This window comes from Vibrio sp. SCSIO 43137 (assembly GCF_028201475.1).
Taxonomy (GTDB): Bacteria; Pseudomonadota; Gammaproteobacteria; order Enterobacterales; family Vibrionaceae; genus Vibrio.
Genome location: NZ_CP116383.1, coordinates 2,367,375 through 2,387,888, shown reverse-complemented (window position 1 = coordinate 2,387,888; position 20,514 = coordinate 2,367,375). Strand labels below are relative to the sequence as shown.

The window sequence follows — 20,514 nt, the reverse complement described above, 5'->3', positions numbered from 1 at the left end:
TTTTAGGCGAACGAATTCGCATTAAATAAATAATGGAATATAACCAGATTAATAAATAAAGAGTGCCAAGCTCGTGCTCAGACGGGCTTAAGCTATTGGAAAGAAGTCAGTAAGTGTGCGATCTTCGTTGTACCAGATCTTACCCTGGTAGAGAGAAGTAGATTGCCATTTAAGATACATGTTCATCTGTATGTGCCTTTATGAAAATCAGTCAAATCGTAATAAAACAACTCAATTTATGGCTAAGTTAATGTTTTTAAAGCTTTTATGTTTTGAGTTATAGGGTGTTGCAAGTGCAGGTTGCACCAGAAAGAGAAACGATTATTTTTTCATCAGGCAAGTAAGGGGACAACTTGGATCAACGTTATACCATGCTAACAGTGTTAGCAGTGCGTATGATTGCCATTTGAGGTACAAAGTCATTTTGTATTTCCTGTTTAAAAAGCAACGTTATCAAGGAGTGAGAGGAGTATCCTATAACTCCTCGTTTAAATATACGTAAACAGTCAATAAATGTGATCGGTTTAAATAATAATTTTACCAGTTAACTTTAAATTACCACTTGCATCCCAATTATTTTACTTAATTTCAGATAACGGCTGATTAAACTTATGTAAAGTTACCCGGTTACGGCCATTTTCTTTAGAGTGATATAGCGCCTTGTCGGCGGCGTCTATGATTTCACTGCAGTCACTTTTATGCTGAGGAATGATAGTACAGAGTCCGGCACTGATAGTGACAGTATCACAAACAACAGAAGTACTATGGGGGATCTGCATATCGAAGACGGCCTTTCTGCATCTCTCAGCAATGGATTCTGCGTTGGAGGTATCAGGCAAAACAATGGCAAACTCCTCACCGCCATAGCGGGCAACCAGATCCGCCGGACGTTTGACGATACTCGCCAGTTTTTTCGCTACCCGTTTCAGGCAGAGATCGCCTTCCGGATGACCATAGGTATCGTTAAACAGCTTAAAGCAGTCAATATCAATCAGGATAACGGAGATAGCAGTCTGGTTACGTATAGCCAGCAGCCACTCTTTCTCAAGAACTTCATTAAGATAGCCCCGGTTAGCCACCTGAGTAAGGGCATCGGTGCGGGATATTTTCGCCAGCTTCTCATTGGCCTGAGTCAGCTCTCTGGTTTTTTCTGCCACCATATGTTTAACGGTTCTGGTCTGCCCGGCAAGAATATAGATATAGAAGGAGATAGCGATAGAAAACACAATACCGGCTATGGTGACGACATAAGGTAAAGCGGTATGTCGTGATGACATATAGTGTTCCGTCGGAGTCGCCACAACACTCCAGTTTCTTCCCCACAATTCAATAAGCGGCTTTTTGTATTCAATTTCACTGTGCAGAGAACTGTTTGTTCGGGAGCTATGGTGGTGAAGTACATTTGGCTCACCTGAGGTCTCATCAAACAGTGTCATTGTAATCCCGGTCGGAGTATCACTGAGGGCTGAGTTATCAAAGATATTTTTGATTTTATAAACGCCTAACACAAAGCCTTTCAGGTTTTCTTCCCTTTTCGTTTGGGTTACTGAAATCTGAGTATAGATCGGCAGAAAGGCCAGAAAGGCTTTCTGTTGGTTCTGAACAAGGGTAATGGCTTCTGACGCCAGGGGAAGCCCGCTGTTACGCGATCTTTCTAACGCATTCAGGCGGGTTTTACTGGAGGCGAGATCGTAGCCGATGGCACCCTCATTTCCGGCAACCGGCGCCACATAGTAGATTGGGTAGTGAATATCCCTCTCCTCTGCCGTGACCATACTTCCCTGTGCATTTCTTTCAATAAACTCATAACCGGGAAACATCTCTTGCTGAGCTGATTCATACTGCTTTCGCATAGAGCCCGGTACTTTAGGAATCCATTCAAGGGCCTGAATATCATTGTAACGGGCTAATATCTTATCGGCTTCTCGGTTAAAGTTAGATTGCTGAGGAACGTCACCCTGATTAAACAGAATAGAGAGGGCTCTCAGGGCTTCAAAGTTAACAATAACTTCTTTTTGCAGTGACTGAATACGCACATCTACATCATGGCGAAACTCGTTCATGATTGAACTGTGTTCGGAGCGGTCTACTGACCAGCCACTAAATAGTGACAAGATGACTCCCAACAGGAATACCATAGCAGGAATAAAGAACTTATTTTTAACCATAACGCCACTGCCGCTTATATATTTATATTAAGTATAGTAGTTACAGTTTAGGATAATTTGATCAATGTTGACTAGTGTTTGAGGTCAGAAGCAGAGGAGAGAAATAAGCTCTCCTCTGATCAGATGGTTTCCGTAATGAGTTTAACCTGTTTTAATCTTCAATCCATTGCCACGCTTTTTCAATCTCTGAGGTAGCGAATGCCTTTTCACCAATACCTATCATTTTTGCAAAAACCGCATCGGCTTCGACCAGCCAGGTAATGATTTTTTTGTCGGCCACCACGGCAATTTTGTCCAGTCTACTCAGGTTGCTAAGTACCCATTTCAGGTCTTTTAATCCTGCCTCAACTGTCCAGCCGGCTTCTTCACCCAGAACCACAAGAACACGGATTTTGTCTTGTTTCTGCAGAATAGATTCCACCCTTTCCAGCATCTGGTTCTCCTGTTCAATCCCAACCTTCTCATTGATCTCCACAGCGAACACCGATGGGTTTTCTGATGTCAGTATTTTCACTCTTGGCTTCCTTATACGTTGTCTATATTCGTTGTATTTCAAATGTTCTGTATATGAATAGTAGTCGCTTTTCGGTGGGTGATTGAGTACGTCAGCAAAGCGATGCCGTTAGTAATAAGCTCAACAGAAAATATCACTCCGATTAACCCTTCTGCGCCAGCGGGAAAATCTGATAGCACCATAAAGGCGAACACTAGTGAGATAAGTGAAGAAACGAACAGATAGTAAAATGCCGGAGTTCCCCTGCGGCTGAAGGCCATGGTTAACTGGCTGACTCCGGTACCGACCAGTAACATAACAATAAATACGCTGAGCGACAGCACGCTTTCAAGAGGGAAGCTCACCAGTAGCGCGCCCAGTCCTATGGAGAATAATGCCAGTGCGGCACTCCAGTTATCGCTGCTGTTTTTTCCTGCCAGATAGCCGATAAAGCTGAACAGACCGGAGACAATAAATGTCCAGCCCATAATCTGTTCCAGAGTAATTGAGGTTGCAACGGGGTTTATCAGAGCAGTAACCCCGCCGCTGATTGAAAGGACTCCGGCCAGAGCGCCGGTTTTCCATGACTTCATATAAGTTTCCTTTTGTTTGTTGATTGTTAGTTATTTACGCTGGTAGCCGGATACAGAGAAGGCAGCACTTTGTTTGTTTCTGAACTTTGATGCTTTTTTTGCCACTCTGCCAGTAGCGCAAGCAGAGCCTTGTTATTCCAGCGCTCTTCTGGCTGTTTCTGGTTGAATAGCCTGTTTTCAAGTTCGCTGATCTGTTGCTGCCATGCCTGTGACTGCGGTTTTTGACCTGAGGTCTGAAGCCAGATCAGTAAGGTTTTATAAGCTTTATCGGCATCTGCACTTTTGACGGCGTTAACCAGTTCGGAGAAGCACTCTTTATTGCTTACCTGCTCCATCAGACGGGTGGGCGTCTCTTTATTCTTTTCATTGAAGTTGTTGCTTCCAGACTCCTCTCTTTGCTGTCTGCGCCAGTAATAGAAGCTGGTAAGGCAAGCTAAAAGCAGCAGAGTCAGCCAGAGCAGGTATACGGCAGGCATTTCTCCTGTTGTGGTATCTGACGTTTGAGTTTTTAACGCTTGTAACGCCAGATTCTCTGCCGGTGCAGTGGTTTGTTGAGTTTCCATAACCGCGCCCGTCACCTGTATGATCTCTTGCTCAAGCAGTGCTGTTTGCTGTTTTTGCGATTGAGTGTCAAACCAGTTCAGCCTGACTTCAGGCAGGGTTATTTCGCCGGGTCTGGTAGGGATAACAGAGATGATGATGTCTTTGCGTGCAACAGTACCTTCCTCGCGGTTGAAAACCGAAGTCTGGCTATCATCAATATAGAACTCTGCACCGTCTATCTCCGGCAGTTGCAGATCAGGTAGTTGCTCCGGTGTCGCACCTAAAGCAAGAATGCTGATTTGGCGGCTATAGCTCTTGCCAGTTTCAAAATTAGCATCGCTATCCAGCCAGCGTGCTTTCAATGCAACCGCTTTGGCGGGAAGAAACCATTCATCACTTTTGCCGGCACCGGCCGGAGCAGGTTGAACTTGTACAATAAGTTCATCAGAACGAACCCTGAAAGGTTTACCCGGATTTATCATGGATCCGACACCCATCTGTTGCATCAGGGAGCCGGCCATACCAGAAAAAAAGGGGTCGATCTGGTTTGTCGGATCAGTGACTGAACCTTTCAGAACAAAAGGGGGAATCGTTACATCGCCACTTACCTGACTGCGTAGCAGGTATTGGCGCTCAACAACATTGATTAGCTGACCATTTCTTCTGATCTGTGAAGCTTTGTCCTCGCCGGTCTGAGTCAGTTCAAAGTTTTCACCTTTTGGTTCGCTTAGCTGCGCCTGTTGAATTGACTCAACAGATTCAATACGCAGCGTAAGGGGGATTTCCTGAAACGGATAGTGGTTGCCTTGCTCAATATTGACGCTTAAAGCAATGCCTTTTGTTCCTTGAGCTTTGGGTGTCTGGCTGGCATCAAGGGATACAACAGACAAAGGCCGGCTACTTAACGAGCCTGCATGGATGGCGGGAATAACCAGCTTGCCGGTCTTTTTGGCCTGCAAAGAGATGGTCCAGCTTATCTGGCTGCTGCGTGTCCCGTTGATAATCTGAGTCTGACTGGACTGAGAGGTTCCCATTACTGAAAAATCTTTGCTCAGTGGCGCTAACTCTGGTGCCGGTGTATTGGCCTGTTTACTGGTCAGGACAAGCTGGAAGGTATCTCCCTGTGCTACTTTATCGCTGTTCAGATAGGCGTTAAGCCCCTGTGCCCAGACAAGCTGAGGCAGACAAAGTGAGAGTAATGCTGCCCATATTTTTAACCATAAGTTGTTCATAAATTATCCTGATTACTATTGGGTTGCCTGCAACCGGGAGTAGTGCTGACGAATACGGGCTCTTAACAAGCCACTTGGATCGTCCGGAATACGTCTGAGTTGCTGTTCAGTAGCTTGATCCAGCTTCTCTTCGTTCTTTATTTGAGCCGCTTCCTGCTGTTCAGACGGCTGATCTTTTCTTCGCTTAATTTCTTCTGATATCTGCCGGGAAAGCTGTTTTGATTGCTGCTGTTTCTCCTGTTCTGAAGGCCAGTTTTCTGTCTTGTTCTCCGTTGATTTTTGCTGTTTTTGTGGATTTTTCTCTTGCTCTCCTGCCTCAGGTTTGCTCGAATTTTGTTGCTGTTGCTGTTGCTGTTGCTGTTGCTGTTGCTGTTGCTGTTGCTGTTGCTGTTGCTGTTGCTGTTGCTGTTGCTGTTGCTGTTGCTGTTGCTGTTGCTGTTGCTGTTGCTGTTGCTGTTGCTGTTGCTGTTGCTGTTGCTGTTGCTGTTGCTGTTGCTGTTGCTGTTGCTGTTGCTGTTGCTGCTTCAGCAACTTAGCCACTAGATCACGGTTAAAAACGGCATTTTCATCGTCTGGTTCCTGTTTCAGGTAGCTGTTATAACTCTCAAGGGCAGCCTGAAGCTCGCCAGCTTTGGCAAGGGCATTGCCACGGTTATAGCCGTTGTTTTGAGAAGGGGCAGCAGCGTAGAGTTCAGCCGCTTTCTGATACTCTCCAGCTTTATAGAGTGCGCTTGCTTTCCACTGCGGGCTCTCAAGCTTTTCTGCAGCCTGTTTATAGTCTTGCTGTTCAAACAATTCGGCTCCCTGCTGATTCCCGGTTTTCCACAAATCCTGCCATGTTGATGAACTAGGTTTTTGAGTCTCTGAAGCCTGAACAGGTTGAACTGAACTCAGGCTGATGGTCATAAATAGGGCAAATACCACGCCTCTGCGGAATGAAAAAAGTACCAATATCAAGGGGAGAATCAGCAACAGGTGTCCGGCATCCTGCCAGTCTGAAGTGTCTGTCTCATCCGATTGTGTTGGCTTGCCACCTTTGGTATTTGTGCTGCTCAGAAGTGCAGTTACATCCTGTGAAGTTGCTGAAAGCAGAGCCAGTTTTCCGCCACCGGTATGGGCAAGTTTTCTGAGCTGGTTTTCAGATAGCGCGGTAGTAATGGTTGCACCGTTATTTGTGGTGATTTTCTGCCCCGAACTGGTTTGCAGAGCTGAACCTTGCTTAGTTCCCACCCCAAGTACAGAAACCTGATAGCCTTGTTTGCGGGCAGTTTTTGCGGCATTCATAGTCGCTTCTGGATTTTGTCCTGCACTGTCCGTCAGCAGTATAATTTGCCCATTGCTAGCTTCGGCATTACTTAGTAGTTCTGCTGCTTTATTGATGGCCAGATCAGCACGGTTACCCAGTACCGGCATCAGGGAGGAGGAAAGCTCCGGCAGCATCTGCTCTATCACCTTGCTGTCTGATGTCAGCGGAGAGGCAACAAAGGGAAAATCGGAGTAAACGATCAATGCGTGGCTGGTGTCACGGCTCTGCTTCAGGATATCTTTTAGTTTATGGGTGGCACGCTTAAGGCGGCTGGGCGAGATATCGTCTGCATTCATTGATTGCGCAAGACTCAGAACCAGAACCACAGGTTCGCCGCCTGAATAGGTAGGCACCTTTTGTTTGTTCCATGCCGGACCCGCAAGTGCAGTCAGCAAAAAGATACTGGCCAACATAAACCCGGCAGGCAGCAGATAACTCTGTCGCTGGACTGTACCGGCTAGGGACAAGTGTTTCAGCAGGTGGCTGTCTACATAGCTAAGCCAGTTATCCTGATCCGCGTTTCGGTCAGCCTTATACAGCATAGCTGCTGCAATCAGGCTGGGGATCAGTAACCAGAACCAGTCAGGACGAAGGAAGTGGAGATGTTCAATCAAAGCTTGCATGCTATTCTCCGGCAAAATCTGAGTTAGACAAAACGCTGTTTCTGACAGAAGGCAATGAGTGGTATACCGCCAGTAATATCAGCAGGGCAAAAGCAACAGCGGCCGGCCAGTAAAACAGAGCCGTCTGCGGACGCACATAGAGAGGATCTGAAGAGACCGGCTCTAGTTTGTTGATATCTGCATAGATAGCCGCAAGGTTGGCAGCATTGGTGGCACGGTAATATCTTCCTCCGGTTTCAGAGGCGATCTCCCTTAATGTTCCTTCATCCAGATCTTGTGAAGGGTTGATGCTCTGGCGGCCAAACAGGGTTTGAACGGGCATGCTTTCGCTGCCCAGCCCGATTGTGTAGATACGGATCCCTAGCTTTTTAGCGATTTTGGCGGCTTTAAGGGGAGACATTACGCCTTCGTTGTTGGCACCATCGGTCATCAGTACCAGAACCCGGCCCTGTTCAGGGCGCTCTTTCAACCGTTTGACTGAAACGGCAATAGCATCACCAATGGCGGTTTTCTGTCCGGTCAGCCCGACTTGAGCCTGATCAAGCAGCTCTCTCACTGTCACTCTGTCAAAGGTCAGGGGAGCCTGAAGGTAGGCGCGATCGGAAAACAGAATCAGACCAACCCTGTCTCCTTTTCTGCGTTCAATAAAATCATCAGCGGCCAGTTTTAGTACATCTAAACGGCTGGCAGGACGACCCTGAATGGTGAAATCTGTCTGTTCCATGGAGCCTGAAAGGTCGATAGCTATCATAATATCCCGTCCTTCAGCGGGCAGTGATACTGGCTTGCCAAGGTGAACCGGCCTTGCAATCGCGGTCACCAGCAATAGCCAAATCAGGCTGAGCAGAATTGAGCGCCAACGTGGCAGTGCCGCAGATGCTGTACCATCGGTCATTCCCCGAAACTGGCTGAAAAACGGCACCTTAAGGGCACCGGCCGGATTCTGTTCCTTAGCCGGAAACCATTTGCGGATAACAAGGGGAAGAGGCAGCAGTAAAAAAGCCAGAGGCCAGATAAAGCTTGTCATGCGTGTTTCCTTATCCAGAGTTCAACAGCGTCTGTTGTGGTTTGGGCTGCCGGAGCATCTGCCGGCAGAGAGTGGCGATAGGGGGCTACAGCAAGAAACTGTGCGACCTTTTGATCCATTCCGTTTTTGCCGTTGCTGAGGTAGTGAATCCAGTTATCACCGCTGATACTCTGTTTGTTCTGATCTTCCAGACCAAGTACCAGACGGTGCAGAAGTACAGAGAGTTCAGCTGCCAGTTGCAACTGGCTTTCGCTCCGTTGTGCATCAGCAGTGAAACGCGCCTTTAGCTGATTAAATTCGCCTAGTGTCACCAGCTTAAGGCTTCGTTGTCTTTGCCTGCGTATCAGTACAACAGTAATTATCAGCAGCGGAATTAAGGCGATAACAACCCACCAGCCATAGGCAAGAGGCCACCACGACACGGCGGGTGGCAGGTAGATATCCCGCAAGCCTTCGAGTTGTGCAGCGATTTCCGCAGAGAGAGTCTGACTCATAAGGTATCTCCTTTGCCGGAGTGATTATCGGGAAATAGCAGTTGCTTAGGGTCTTCAACGGTAAAGATGGACTGAAACACCATATTGTGTTGCCGGCACAGGCGGCTAAGGCTCTCTTTGCGGTAAACAAAGTTGCTCTGATAATCTTCAATGGCCTGTCTGCGGATGGCATTTAAAGACAACATTGCCGAACCGTCAGTAATTCTGCCCCTATGAGCCGGGAGCCGGGCATCAAAAGGATCGCTTATCTGGATCAGGGTGACATGAGAACGTACTGCCAGCCGCTTGAGCTCCGTGAGTGTATCGCTGGTCAGGGCGGAAAAATCACTGATAATAAACACCAGTCCGCTGGACTTTATCTCTTGTCTCAGAGCTTTGATATCAGCAGATAAATCCCCTGATTGTCCGGTGGATGTGGTTAGGCGGGTGTGTTCCGCTATGCCATGCAGAAAACGTAATAGTGAACGACGACTGCGGGAGGCTTTAAAGTATTCCCGTCCGCTGTTATGAGTAATTAGTCCGGATACCCTGTCACCACCGTCAAAGCCAACCCATGCCAGTTGAGCGGCGATTTCTGCTGCCAGATGGGACTTAAAGCGTGTACGGGTACCAAAATGCATACCGGCAGATAGGTCGAGCAGAATATGTACCGGTCGTTCACGCTCTTCCTGAAACAGCTTGGTATGAGTCTGACCGGTTCTTGCCGTTACCCGCCAGTCAATATTGCGCACGTCATCCCCCGGCTGATAGAGGCGGGATTCGGCAAACTCCATTCCTAATCCGAGAAACAGTGAACGGTTAACACCCCACTGGTGGGTAGTGACCCTGCCGGAAGGCGCAAAACCGGTCAGTTTCTTATCTGGCCTAGTACGGAGAAGCTCAGGCACAGTGATCTCTATGCCTTGCAATGCAGGAGTTGAATCCGTCATATAAGCCCCGCTTAGCTGACCGGTACCCGGTTAATTAGTGTGCTGATAAAGTCGTCACTGCTGTAGCCGTCAGCTTCGGCATCAAAGCTGAGGATCAGACGATGGCGTAGTACATCATGAGCAATGGCCTGAACATCCATTGGTGTGACAAATTCAGAACCACGCATCCAAGCGTGTACCCGGGCACAGCGGTCGAGGGCAATAGTACTTCTCGGGCTACCGCCGTAGGTGATAATGCCCTCAAGGTCACTGCCGTAAGCCGTTGGGTTTCGTGTCGCCTGAATCAACTGAATAATGTAGTCGATGAGTGCCGGAGAACTATGGGTTTTTAACGCTTCGCGACGGGCTTTTTGTATCTCCGCTATCGAGACCATTCTCTCCGGTGGCGGGATATCGCCCTGTGCTTCGCCGTGGACGATTCTCAGAATCTCACGCTCAGAATCTGCATTCGGGTAATCGATGTTCAGTTGCAACAAAAAGCGGTCTAACTGAGCCTCAGGAAGGGGGTATGTGCCTTCCTGTTCGATGGGGTTTTGTGTCGCCATCACCATAAACAGTTCAGGTAACGGGTAGCTTTTACCGGCGACAGTAATCTGACGCTCTGCCATAGATTCAAGCAGGGCAGACTGCACCTTGGCCGGTGCACGGTTGATCTCATCTGCCAGAACAAGGTTATGGAACAGAGGGCCTTTCTGGAAGGTAAAGCTGCCTTGTTCCGGCCGGTAAACTTCTGTCCCTGTCAAATCACTGGGTAACAGGTCGGGAGTGAACTGAACACGCCTTGCATCGCAGTCGATAGTCTGCGCCAGTGCGTTTACCGCTTTTGTTTTTGCCAGTCCCGGAGCACCTTCCAGCAGAATATGTCCGTCGGCAAACAGTGCCAGCAATAAACGGTCAACAAAGGTTTGCTGCCCGACGATTCTGGCGTTCATATGATTTCTCAGGTAGTCCACTAAAGGGACAGATGAAGAGGCTGATGCTTGTGAAACGGATAACCGTTCAGCAGTCGCTGTAGTGTGATTCATAGTGATAGATCTCTCTGCCGGCTTGATAAAGGGGTGGGGCCGGAATTGGCCCCGGATATCCGCCTGGGGATTAGCGGATATTTTTTAGCTGATATCCCTGTTGCGGGATCTCTTCCAGGTTCAATTCTTCGAAAATAACAGAGGCTTCAATGGCTTTAAGCATCATGTTTGCTTCGTAAAACTTCTCGTCGTTAATATCTGCAATGGCTTTTTCAAGGTTAGAGATGTTTTTCAGTACAGGAAGAAGGGCATACTGGATATCCAGATCGATACCGGATTCTTTCATCAGCGTGATAGCTTGTTCGGTCTTACCTTGCTGAGCCAGCGAACCAGCTTTATTAATAATTTCCGCGTGCTCTTTAGTGGGTTTGAAACCTTCAGCAAGAGTGATTGAGCGATCAACAGGCACACCGTAGCCGTCTGAGCCGGTTAGTTTTACTGCGTAGTTCACCACTGTGTAATCGAACACATCACGCGCTTTCTTAACCAGATCCAGAGCAGCATCTACCTGACCTTCAAATAGAGCAATACGGGCACTGCGTACATCAGAGATAACCGCTTTACCGTGACCGGAAATTTTCAGGTTGTTAACGACAATCACTTCTTGATCAGCAGCAGCTTTAGATGAGTCGGCGGCATAAGCCATAGTGCTGATTGAGCCGGAAGCCATCATGGTGGTCATAGTGATTAGTGCAATTTTAGAAGGGAATTTCATTGTTATCTCCTGATATCGAGTAGAGCATTTTTGCTTCGGAGATAACAATAAAGGGCTAACTTTAGCCCTTGTTTTCGTGTAGTTTAAATAAAATTAAACTCGATTTTTACTTCAAGACCGGGGTGCAGATTGCTTAGTGTCAGTCTGGCGTTATGCTGACGGATTATGGCGGAAGCGAGGGCAAGCCCGAGGCCTTTACCGGCTCTGGTTCTGGCTCTGTCCAGCCTGTGAAATGGTTTGGTAATGGTTTCCAGCTCGGCTTCCGGTATACCGGGGCCATTATCAGCTACTTTGAGCTGAACCGACTGTCCGCTTTTTGCTGCACTAAGGGTGATATGGGTACCTTTCGGGCAATGAACCTGTATATTTTTCAGCAGGTTAACCAGAAGCTGTTCTATCATACCGCTATCAATACTAACTATAAGCGGCTGCCGCTCAGCTTTGTCCGGTTCAAGGGAGAGAGTATTACCTGCCTCAGTAATCACTGGTTGGTAAAATTCAATAATCTTATCAATAACCAGCCAGAGATCCGTTGGCTGAAAGTGGGAACGGTCGGTCTGGGTATTGATGCGGGAGATACGCAAAATAGTGTCAAAAGTGCTGTTTAGCTGTTCAATCTCTGTCAGGGCACTTTCTATGGCCGGTGAGGGATTCTCCCCTTTGTCGCAGGTTTCCAGTGCCTGATAGAGGCTAATCTGAGTATGAGCCAACGGCGTTTTCAGGTCATGAGCAATGGCGGAAGAGGTGGTTCTGATGCCGGTAATCAGCTCTGATAACCGGTCCAGATGGTGGTTTATCTTCTTACCGAGAGAGTCGATCAGATCCGACTGATGATTAAGGGGAATACGGCTTTCGGTTTCGCCGTTAGCAACCTGTTCCAGTACCTTGTCCATACGGGTCAGCTTTTGAGCCGACTGCCGGCTGGTGGCGTAACCAAGCAGCAGGGTGGTTACGGAGATAAACAGGGTAGAGACAAGCAACCAGATAATCAGCTGTTTCTGAGTGGCACGGACAATGCGATCTGAGCGTCCCACTACCAGCGTGTAGCCTTTGATTTTCTTTGAGATTGCGTGGTATTTGCCTTTCTCTTCCGACTTAACGGCTTGTATCAGTTCAATGCTGGTTTTTCGCCAGCCGACAAATTCCGGTGCCAGCGAAATATTACCCGCCAGTCTCTTATTATCTTCAGAAAACAGGCCAATAACATGCTCGGCCGGAACATAAACGCTGGCCAGTCCGTTCATTGCGTTAACCAGCCCCGTTGAGCCCTGATCCTGCAAAATATCGCTAAATAGTACCAACTCTTCCTGAGCCTGAACTTTTAGTTCATGTTCCAGAGCGTTAGTGACCACTTTATATAGCAAAACACTGACAAGGCTGAGTATAGCAGCAAAGACAACAACGACTTTTAGTGACAGCCTGAATGCAGAGTCAGGCAGAACATCAGCGAGGCGCACGAATCACATATCCCATATTTCTGACCGTATGAAGAAGCGGTTTATCAAAAGGTTTGTCAATTTTCTGCCGCAGTTTACTGATATGAGTTTCCACAACAGAAGTACCGGGATCAAAATTAAGATCCCATACCCGCTCCAGAATCATGGTGCGGCTAATCACTCTGTCCTGATTCTCCATCAGGTATTCCAGCAGGGTGAACTCCTTATTCAGCAGCTCTATCTCCTGACCATTCCGGCAAGCCCTGCGGCTGAGCAAGTCCAGATGCAGATCGTGCACAACCAGTTCTGTTTTGGCAATGCTGTTTTGCGGCCGACGCGATAATGCGGTGATACGCGCCAGTAGTTCAGAGAAGTGGAAAGGCTTGACCATATAGTCGTCACCGCCTGCCAGCAAACCTTCTACTTTATCGTCGATATCTGCCATTGCAGTAAGAAAGATAACCGGAATCTGGCTGTTAGAAGTACGCAGAGCCTTAACCACAGCAAGGCCTTCCATACCCGGTAACATACGGTCAGCAATAAACATATCGCACTGGTTATACAGGCAATAGGTAAGGGCCTCACGCCCGTCCGTCACCCAGTCAACCACGTGACCGTTCTCTGTCAGGCCGTTAATAATGTAGTTAGCGGTTTTCTCGTCGTCTTCGGCAAGTAGAATCTTCATAGTGGTTCCGGAAAGGTTTTAAAGCTAATAGTGCACAAAATAAGGCAATCAAACCGAGAGTTTCATTAAATATATTTATAAAATCAATAGTTGACGGGAAGGGGAGGGGTAAGAGTAGATGATAACTAATGTGCAAAAGGTGAATAGTTTGCGAGCAATATCCATTTAGAGAAATGAAATGCTGATTAATGTTGTGTATATTTAATGTGTATAAAGATGCTGCATCTGGAGAAAGTTATGGAAAGAACTAGTCATGAATCAAGCGCAAAAAGACGTACAAATCTTTCGCTAAATAGTGCACTACTTGAGGAAGCTAAAACATTGGGTATTAATTTATCAAAATCGGCTGAATCAGGTATCGCTGAGGCTGTCAGAAAACATAAGAAGAACATGTGGTTAAAGGAGAACAAGCATGCGATTGAAAGCTCGAACAAGTTTGTTGAAGAACATGGACTTCCGCTGGATAAGCATAGGAAATTCTGATGGCCAGATTAGATGTATTTAGAAACTCTGGCGGAGATGGCTATCTTTTAGATCTGCAGTCAGATTTGTTGCACGGGCTAAATACCCGCGTAGTCGCCCCCCTTATGTATCTTTCAGATGCTCCGATACCTGCAAAACGCCTGAATCCTGTATTTGAAGTAGAAGGGCATGAAGTTGTCATGGTCACTCAGTATTTGGCCTCTGTTTCCGAAATAGAGTTAAAAGAGTATGTCACTGATCTTCGGAGTCGGCATAAAGAGGTAGTGGATGCTTTAGATATGCTGTATTTAGGTTTTTAACATTTTATCCAATCGGTAATGTTTGTCATTTCTAAGTCAGTACAAAAGCAGTAGATGGAGTCTCAGTAAAACAAAAGGCACGCCGAAGTAGGCGTGCCTGTATTAGCTTTCTGCTGCTTAACTAGTCGCCAGCTCAATAAACAGCTGAACCCCAATTAGCATGGCGTCGTTATCGATATAGTAAGGGTTACTATGCAGATAGTTATTGATGCCTTTTTTCGAATTGCCTACGCCTAAAAAGAACATGGCACCGCATCTGTCACGGGTGGCGTTGATCATCTCACTGAAGTCTTCGCTGCCGGTCATTGGCTGGCAGTTTTCGTTGATGTAATCCATAGGTACCGTATGTTCTGCGGCGTACAGAACACGTTGGTAGGCTTTTTTATGGTTTATTACTGCGGGGTAGCTACCCATCTCCATACGGGTATTAAAGCCGCGCATATTACTCTCAGCCACAAGCTTGTCGAACTCTTTTTTCAGATGGATATCAGTATCACTGTCCATGGCACGGATGGTGCCGCGGGCAAAAACATGATCCGGTATCGCATTGGCAACAGTTCCGCCGTTAAACAAGCCACAACCAAATACGGCAGGGCGGAACGGGTTAACAGTTTTAGCGATTAGGTAATCCATTTCCGTCACAATGCGCATACCTTCACGTACGGCATCTTTACCTAGGTGCGGGGTGGAACCGTGGGAAGATTTACCTTCGATCTCCAGTGTCCATGCTGATCCATAAGAGGACATAATATTGTTATTCAGGGCGATCCGACCCCAGTCCAGAGAAGCATCATTATGCAGGGCGTAAACTTCATCAACGCCTTCCATACAACCCATCTCTACCATTTTTGAAGCGCCGGGAACACGAAGGTCTTCTTCGGCCATCTGGAAGATAAAACGCACGTTGTATTTTAGATCAGCCTTGTTGTCAGCAAGATAGCACGCCGTAGTAATGGCAATAGCCATATGGGTGTCGTGGCCACAGTTATGAGCGCGTCCCTCATGGGTTGAGGTAAACTCATCGTCAGTCAGGTCGGGCATTTCCAGCCCGTCCATATCAGCACGGAAGGCGATTCTGTCCAGTGCATTGTCCACGGTCAGATCAACATGGAAACCGGTATAGCCTTCATACTCGACAATCTCATAACCGGCTTTTTTCAGCTCGGCCTTACAATAGGCTGAGGTTTTATACTCTTCGCCGGACAGCTCGGGAATCCGGTGCAGATCCTGACGTACAGAGATACAGTAATCTCTCAGGTTCATTAACTCATTTTCGATATTAAAGTTACGCATATTCGACCTATTCAGGGGTTAACTAAGCTTAAATTTATCAACGATGGATTTCAGCTGGCTGTTTGCCGCTGCAAGGTTAACCGATTCGCTGGTGGTCACTTCGCCGTTTGCAGAAAGTTCGTAAACAATCTCACGGATCGCGGTGACGTTTTTGGTGATCTCCTGTGCCACTGAACTCTGCTGCTCCGCTGCCGTGGCAATCTGAGTATTGAGATCATTTATGTGAGTGACAGAAGTGGTAATGGTGGCCAGTTCATCAGCAACCTGCGAGGTATTATCCGTGGTTTTTTCACAGGTGGATTGAGTGGTACTCATGGCCTGAATGGCCGACTCGGAGCCGTTTCTCAGGTTAGTCAGCGTCGCCTCAATTTCGGCTGTGCTGGTCTGGGTTCTGGCCGCCAGTGCCCTTACTTCGTCAGCCACCACGGCAAAACCACGACCTTGTTCACCGGCACGTGCAGCTTCAATAGCCGCGTTGAGTGCCAACAGGTTAGTCTGCTCTGCAATCTCGCCGATTATGGTCAGCACATTGGCGATTTCAGCAATGTCTTTTTCAATGGCTGAGATGCTGCCGGAGGTGTTTTCTACATCACTCACCAGTTGAGACACGGTATTAGTGGTGTTGGTGACAACATTACGTGAGCTGATAACTTGTTCGTTAGTATTATGAGTAAACTGAGATGCCTGAGAGGCGTTGTTGGCCACATCATCAACGGTGGCACTCATCTCCTCAATGGCGACCACTATCTGGTCAACCTCCGAGGTTTGTACCGAGAGAATCTGGCGGTTTTTATCGTTCTGTTTTCTCAGTTCCTCTACGCTGGAAAAGATATGGGCGGACGACTGAGAAACCTCCAGCATCATAGATTGCAGGTTAGCAATAAAGGTATTGATGTCCTTTGCGATACAGCCAAGGTCGTCATCGGTTTTCACTTCAAGCCTCTGGGTCAGATCTCCGTTGCCGCTGGCTAAATCTGTTACCGTACGCTTTAACGCGTAGATCGGACGATAGAGTACGGTGAGTAGAAAAAAAACAGCAGCGATACTCAATACTACAAGTATAAGTGAGGTAATAACGGAGGAGTATATGGTTTCGTCCAGACTGGCCAGAATCACTTCTTTGTCTACATTCAGCACCAGATACCATGTCGCATTAGCGAACTTAATCTGCTCAGAGAAAAACATACTGTCCCTGCCGTCGAGACGGCTCTCTACCGAGAAATCATCTTTTCCCACTGCCTGTGAGAAAGCGTTGGCCAGATCAACGTGTCCAGACAGGTTTTCTCCCGCTTTCATCTCCGTTGAGGAAGTAGCAAGAATAGTAGAGTCGTTGGTGACCAGAAAGGCGGTAGCGCCCTCAAAGGTACTGGCTCTTTCAATAACCTGATAAATGACGTCCAGACCGATATCTGCCAGCATTACCCCTTCGGTAATAGGGCCTATGGCACTGATTGAAAGTTTGCCGGTTAGCTGAATAGTGTATGGGTCGGTAAAGATAACTCCGTTGGCTCGTCTGCCTTCTGCGTACCATGGCAGATTTTTAGGTGAGTAACCTTTTGGTGGCTGGTTATTCGCCCAGCCGGGAAAGTTAACCGAAGCGTAGGACTCACCTGTTTCAAAGGTAACCTGAAGGTTATCAACGCCGCTGGTGTTAGCTCCGAGAATCATATTAGAAATATTGTGTTCGCCGACACCGTAGCGGTTTTTGTCATAGATATTAATTACTTTTTCAACGGCCAGAGCTTTATTTTCCATAAAACTTTTAATGGACTCTGACTCGCGCTGAACAAATTCACCGGCTCTTGAAATAGCGTTATTTTTAACCTCTTTTTCCCTGTCCAGATAAGTAACCAGACTGACAACACTCACAGAAACTGCGACTAAGAGTGATACGGACAACATAAGTGAAACTTTAAAACCAAGCTTCATAGCTGATACCTCTTTCTTAATAAAAATTCAAAATTACACATTTAATTTATTAGTGATTTTTTCAGGGTTAATTGCATTAATTTCCGCCGACAGAACTATTTTTTACTCAGTTTAATTTTGTTCTGATAATTGTTTTTCCGTATTTAAAGCAAAGTTTACCCGCCTCAATCTGCTGAGGATTAAATGAAAAATTGAACACTTGTTGTTATGACTTTATTTTGAGTAAACGAATAAACTTCCGTTTACTCATGTCTTTATCAGGTATTTTTATTTTTTCTCTTATCCCTGACTAAGCGAAATAACTGTGTCGAGTAATATATTGACGCCTTTTTCTATATCTTCCCGTTTTGTTTCCTCTTCCGGCACATGGCTTCGTCCGCCTATGCTAGGTACAAAAATCATGGCTGTGGGGATCTGGCCGGCAAATATGGCGGCATCATGTAAAGCCCCGCTGTGCATCATCTTGTAGCTATAGCCCCGGTTTTCAGTATGGCTGCGAACCAGCTCCACCACATCTTTATCCAGCTGAATCGGCCTTGAGTAAGATTTAATGCTGTAACTGACGCCTAGTTTCCGGCTATCACCTACTTCATACAGGCACTGTTTTAACTGCTGCTCTGCCGTATCCAGAACCGGATTTTCAATATCGCGGATATCCAGTGCCAGAGTCACTTTACGTGGGATAACGTTGGCTGCATTCGGGATGCATGTAATGCGGCCGACTGTAGAAACAAGGGTCTCAGACGAACTCTGTTTGGCATAGGCTTCTACTTTCTGGATATATTCAGCGGCACCGGCCAGAGCATCAAAACGCAGCGGCATAGGAATAGCACCGGCATGGTTTGAGATACCGTCAAAGGTCATATCACAGTTGTAACTGCCGGCAATGCAGCTTACGACACCAATATTGGTGTTTTCCTGCTCCAGAACCACGCCTTGTTCAATGTGCAGCTCCACCATGGCTTTATATTGCGAGGCATCCAGACGTGCTTTATCCAGATCCATCGGGTTAAGTCCGTATTCCTGAAGAACATCTGCATAGCTTCTGCCGTCACGGTCTGTTAGCGCAAGTAGCGACTGACTCTCCACTTCGCCCATAATCAGCTTGGAACCAGCAAGGGGACAGCGGAAATTGATGCCTTCCTCTTCGGCGAAACAGGCAATCTCAATGCTGTTATCGATTTCGATATTGCTTTCCTGCATGGTCTGAACCACTTCCAGACCGGCCACAACGCCCAGAATGCCGTCCAGATGGCCACCATTGACTACCGTATCCAGATGGCTGCCGACCAGAATTTTCTTCTGTTCAGGGTGACGTCCGTGCCAGGTGGCAAAGATATTACCTATGGCATCGGTTCTTATCTCAAGGCCAAGGTGACGACATTGGGAAATAAAGTAGTCACAGGCCTGACGATACTCAGAGGTATAGGTAAGGCGGGTAACACCTTCGCCATAGGTGGCGCTGAAGCGGCGGAGATGCTCAAGGTGCATCTCCACTCTTTCCATATTGATTTCAGGCAGTTGGCTCATTATGTCTTTCTCTAAACAAGTTATTGATTATCCGGTCAGCGGATGGTGCTGCTGACTGGTGATTTTTCTACACACATATATATTTTTTTTCTGCTTTGAACGGTTTTTTCAGAGCAGAGAAGCCAGCTGCAATTAAGCAACTGGCTATCAGCTAACCTTTCGGATATTGCTGTTTATTAAGCTTCATTGGAAACCTTAACTTCTGCTGACTGGCCACCCATCATGAAGTAGTAGATGACACCGCCAAGGCCGGCACCGATAACCCAGCCGAAGCCAGCCAGTGCGCTCAGTGCAGGAACCCATACCGTACCGATAGCAAAGATGGCTGCGATAACGATGGAGTTGATTGCGCGCTTGTTCCAGCCGTTTTCGTAATAGTATTCGCCGTCTGGTTCAGAAGAGAACAGGTCTTGTACATTCAGGTTCTGCTTCTTAAGGATGTAGTAATCCACCATCATTACACCGTACACAGGAGCAAGGATTGCACCTAAGGTGTTAACGAATCCGGCAATACCAATCTGGCTTATCAGGGACACCCAAAGTGCACCGATAAAGAAGGAGATAACCGCAGTCAGGATACCGCCCATCTTGAAGTTGATCTTCGAAGGTATCAGGTTAGCCAGACCGTACGCAGACGGGATAAAGTTAGCTACCATGTTGATACCGATTGTCGCTGCGAAGAAACAGGTTGCAGCAATAATGGTCAGGAAGATGTTATCTACACGCTCAATGATTTCTGCTGGGTTAGTCAGTTTTTCACCGAACACCACAACAGTACCTGCGGTTACAAACAGAGCGATAAATGAGAACAGGGCAACGTTACCCGGCAGACCCCACCAGTTACCTTTCTTCAGTGCACCTTCATCTTTAACAAAGCGGGAGAAGTCACCAAAGTTGATAACAACGGCTGCGAAGTAAGCGATCATAGTCCCCATCACACCGAAGAATGCTGCGATAGCGCCACCTTCGTAGTCACCTGTACCCTGGAAGATGCTGCTTACAGCAGGAAGCATCTGGTCACCGGCTTTGAACCAGATCATAACCATAAGTGCAATCATCACTGCGTAAACAAAAGGACCAGCCCAGTTGAGGAACTTGGTAATCCAGTCGATGCCGCGCATAAACATAGCTAACTGGAACAACCATACTGCGATGTAGGAGAACCAGCTTACTCCTGTCATGCCCATATAGGTGGTTTCAGTATCAAAGGTGAACAGGCTGCTTAAAAGAAGTGTTACTGCTGTAGAAGCAAAGTAGGTCTGAACACCGTACCAGAACATGGCGACGACACCACGGGTCATGGCCGGCAGGTTGGCGCCTTTTACACCCATACTGACACGAGCCAGAACCGGGCTTGGAACACCATATTTTATACTTGGCTTACCAGCTAAGTTACACAGGAACATAATAACGATAGCGGCAAGGATAATCGCTGCCATTACCGCCCAGCCATTCAGGCCATAAGAGATAAACAGCGAGGCTGCTAACGTATAACCGAACAGACTCTGAACGTCGTTCGCCCATACGTTAAATATCTCGAATGAGCCCCAGGTTCTGTCTTTTGGCTCAAGTGGTGCCAGGTCTTCGTTATAGAGACCGGGGTCGCACTTATTAATATCAAACTCTTGTTTAGAGGACATAATGTACTCCCTTTTCTTATATATATGTGTAGGTTTCGAGGTGCAGGACAATATCAATTGCCCCGCCGCTC

The 20,514-nt window shown here is 47.1% G+C and carries 18 protein-coding genes; 2 read left to right on the top strand and 16 right to left on the bottom strand.

The features are described from left to right. Positions 1 to 578 precede the first annotated feature (578 nt). The 12 genes from PK654_RS11125 to PK654_RS11070 form a co-directional block, all read right to left on the bottom strand. A complete protein-coding gene (locus PK654_RS11125) occupies positions 579 to 2,168 on the bottom strand; it encodes a diguanylate cyclase domain-containing protein (RefSeq protein ID WP_271695864.1) in 1,590 nt (529 codons plus the stop codon). Between the two features lie 151 nt (positions 2,169 to 2,319). After that, the gene (locus PK654_RS11120) at positions 2,320 to 2,682 is read right to left on the bottom strand and encodes an STAS/SEC14 domain-containing protein (RefSeq protein WP_271695863.1); all 363 of its coding nucleotides are present in this window, start codon (positions 2,680 to 2,682) and stop codon (positions 2,320 to 2,322) included. Positions 2,683 to 2,720: 38 nt separating this feature from the next. Further along, positions 2,721 to 3,254, bottom strand: coding sequence for an HdeD family acid-resistance protein (locus tag PK654_RS11115; protein WP_271695862.1), 534 nt, complete (start codon positions 3,252 to 3,254; stop codon positions 2,721 to 2,723). Between the two features lie 26 nt (positions 3,255 to 3,280). Beyond that, entirely contained in the window at positions 3,281 to 5,029 is a 1,749-nt protein-coding gene (locus PK654_RS11110; RefSeq protein WP_271695861.1) for a BatD family protein, read from the bottom strand. A 15-nt stretch (positions 5,030 to 5,044) separates the two neighbouring features. After that, positions 5,045 to 6,958, bottom strand: coding sequence for a VWA domain-containing protein (locus PK654_RS11105; RefSeq protein WP_271695860.1), 1,914 nt, complete (start codon positions 6,956 to 6,958; stop codon positions 5,045 to 5,047). Between the two features lies 1 nt (position 6,959). After that, the gene (locus tag PK654_RS11100; RefSeq protein WP_271695859.1) at positions 6,960 to 7,985 is read right to left on the bottom strand and encodes a vWA domain-containing protein; all 1,026 of its coding nucleotides are present in this window, start codon (positions 7,983 to 7,985) and stop codon (positions 6,960 to 6,962) included. Beyond that, on the bottom strand, positions 7,982 to 8,479 hold the full coding sequence (locus tag PK654_RS11095; RefSeq protein ID WP_271695858.1) for a DUF4381 domain-containing protein: 498 nt from the start codon (positions 8,477 to 8,479) through the stop codon (positions 7,982 to 7,984). The genes PK654_RS11100 and PK654_RS11095 overlap by 4 nt, the downstream gene beginning before the upstream one ends. Continuing rightward, complete coding sequence (locus PK654_RS11090) at positions 8,476 to 9,408, bottom strand: DUF58 domain-containing protein (protein WP_271695857.1); 933 nt, start codon at positions 9,406 to 9,408, stop codon at positions 8,476 to 8,478. The genes PK654_RS11095 and PK654_RS11090 overlap by 4 nt, the downstream gene beginning before the upstream one ends. Positions 9,409 to 9,419: 11 nt before the next feature. Beyond that, positions 9,420 to 10,340, bottom strand: coding sequence for an AAA family ATPase (locus PK654_RS11085; protein WP_271698859.1), 921 nt, complete (start codon positions 10,338 to 10,340; stop codon positions 9,420 to 9,422). 163 nt (positions 10,341 to 10,503) lie between these two features. Next, positions 10,504 to 11,148: a YfdX family protein gene (locus tag PK654_RS11080; RefSeq protein WP_271695856.1), complete on the bottom strand. Its 645-nt coding sequence runs from the start codon at positions 11,146 to 11,148 to the stop codon at positions 10,504 to 10,506. An 83-nt stretch (positions 11,149 to 11,231) separates the two neighbouring features. Further along, positions 11,232 to 12,605 carry a HAMP domain-containing sensor histidine kinase gene (locus PK654_RS11075; RefSeq protein WP_271695855.1) on the bottom strand — a complete coding sequence of 458 codons (1,374 nt, stop codon included), beginning with the start codon at positions 12,603 to 12,605 and terminating at the stop codon, positions 11,232 to 11,234. Then, positions 12,592 to 13,269 carry a winged helix-turn-helix domain-containing protein gene (locus tag PK654_RS11070; protein WP_271695854.1) on the bottom strand — a complete coding sequence of 226 codons (678 nt, stop codon included), beginning with the start codon at positions 13,267 to 13,269 and terminating at the stop codon, positions 12,592 to 12,594. The genes PK654_RS11075 and PK654_RS11070 overlap by 14 nt, the downstream gene beginning before the upstream one ends. A gap of 237 nt (positions 13,270 to 13,506) precedes the next feature. Between PK654_RS11070 and PK654_RS11065 the strand changes: the two genes are divergently transcribed. Together PK654_RS11065 and PK654_RS11060 are read left to right on the top strand one after the other, a co-directional pair. Beyond that, a complete protein-coding gene (locus tag PK654_RS11065) occupies positions 13,507 to 13,752 on the top strand; it encodes a type II toxin-antitoxin system CcdA family antitoxin (protein ID WP_271695853.1) in 246 nt (81 codons plus the stop codon). Continuing rightward, positions 13,752 to 14,051 (top strand): CcdB family protein, encoded by a 300-nt coding sequence (locus PK654_RS11060; RefSeq protein ID WP_271695852.1) that lies wholly within the window; start codon positions 13,752 to 13,754, stop codon positions 14,049 to 14,051. Before PK654_RS11065 ends, PK654_RS11060 begins: the two co-directional genes overlap by 1 nt. A 117-nt stretch (positions 14,052 to 14,168) precedes the next feature. Here PK654_RS11060 and PK654_RS11055 read toward each other — a convergent pair whose 3' ends face one another. The 4 genes from PK654_RS11055 to PK654_RS11040 form a co-directional block, all read right to left on the bottom strand. Further along, complete coding sequence (locus tag PK654_RS11055; protein WP_271695851.1) at positions 14,169 to 15,344, bottom strand: M20 metallopeptidase family protein; 1,176 nt, start codon at positions 15,342 to 15,344, stop codon at positions 14,169 to 14,171. A gap of 18 nt (positions 15,345 to 15,362) precedes the next feature. Further along, positions 15,363 to 17,273: a methyl-accepting chemotaxis protein gene (locus PK654_RS11050; RefSeq protein WP_271695850.1), complete on the bottom strand. Its 1,911-nt coding sequence runs from the start codon at positions 17,271 to 17,273 to the stop codon at positions 15,363 to 15,365. Positions 17,274 to 17,552: 279 nt separating this feature from the next. Then, positions 17,553 to 18,803: a M20 family metallo-hydrolase gene (locus tag PK654_RS11045; protein WP_271695849.1), complete on the bottom strand. Its 1,251-nt coding sequence runs from the start codon at positions 18,801 to 18,803 to the stop codon at positions 17,553 to 17,555. A 176-nt stretch (positions 18,804 to 18,979) separates the two neighbouring features. Next, complete coding sequence (locus PK654_RS11040; RefSeq protein ID WP_271695848.1) at positions 18,980 to 20,443, bottom strand: NCS1 family nucleobase:cation symporter-1; 1,464 nt, start codon at positions 20,441 to 20,443, stop codon at positions 18,980 to 18,982. Between the last annotated feature and the right edge of the window lie 71 nt (positions 20,444 to 20,514).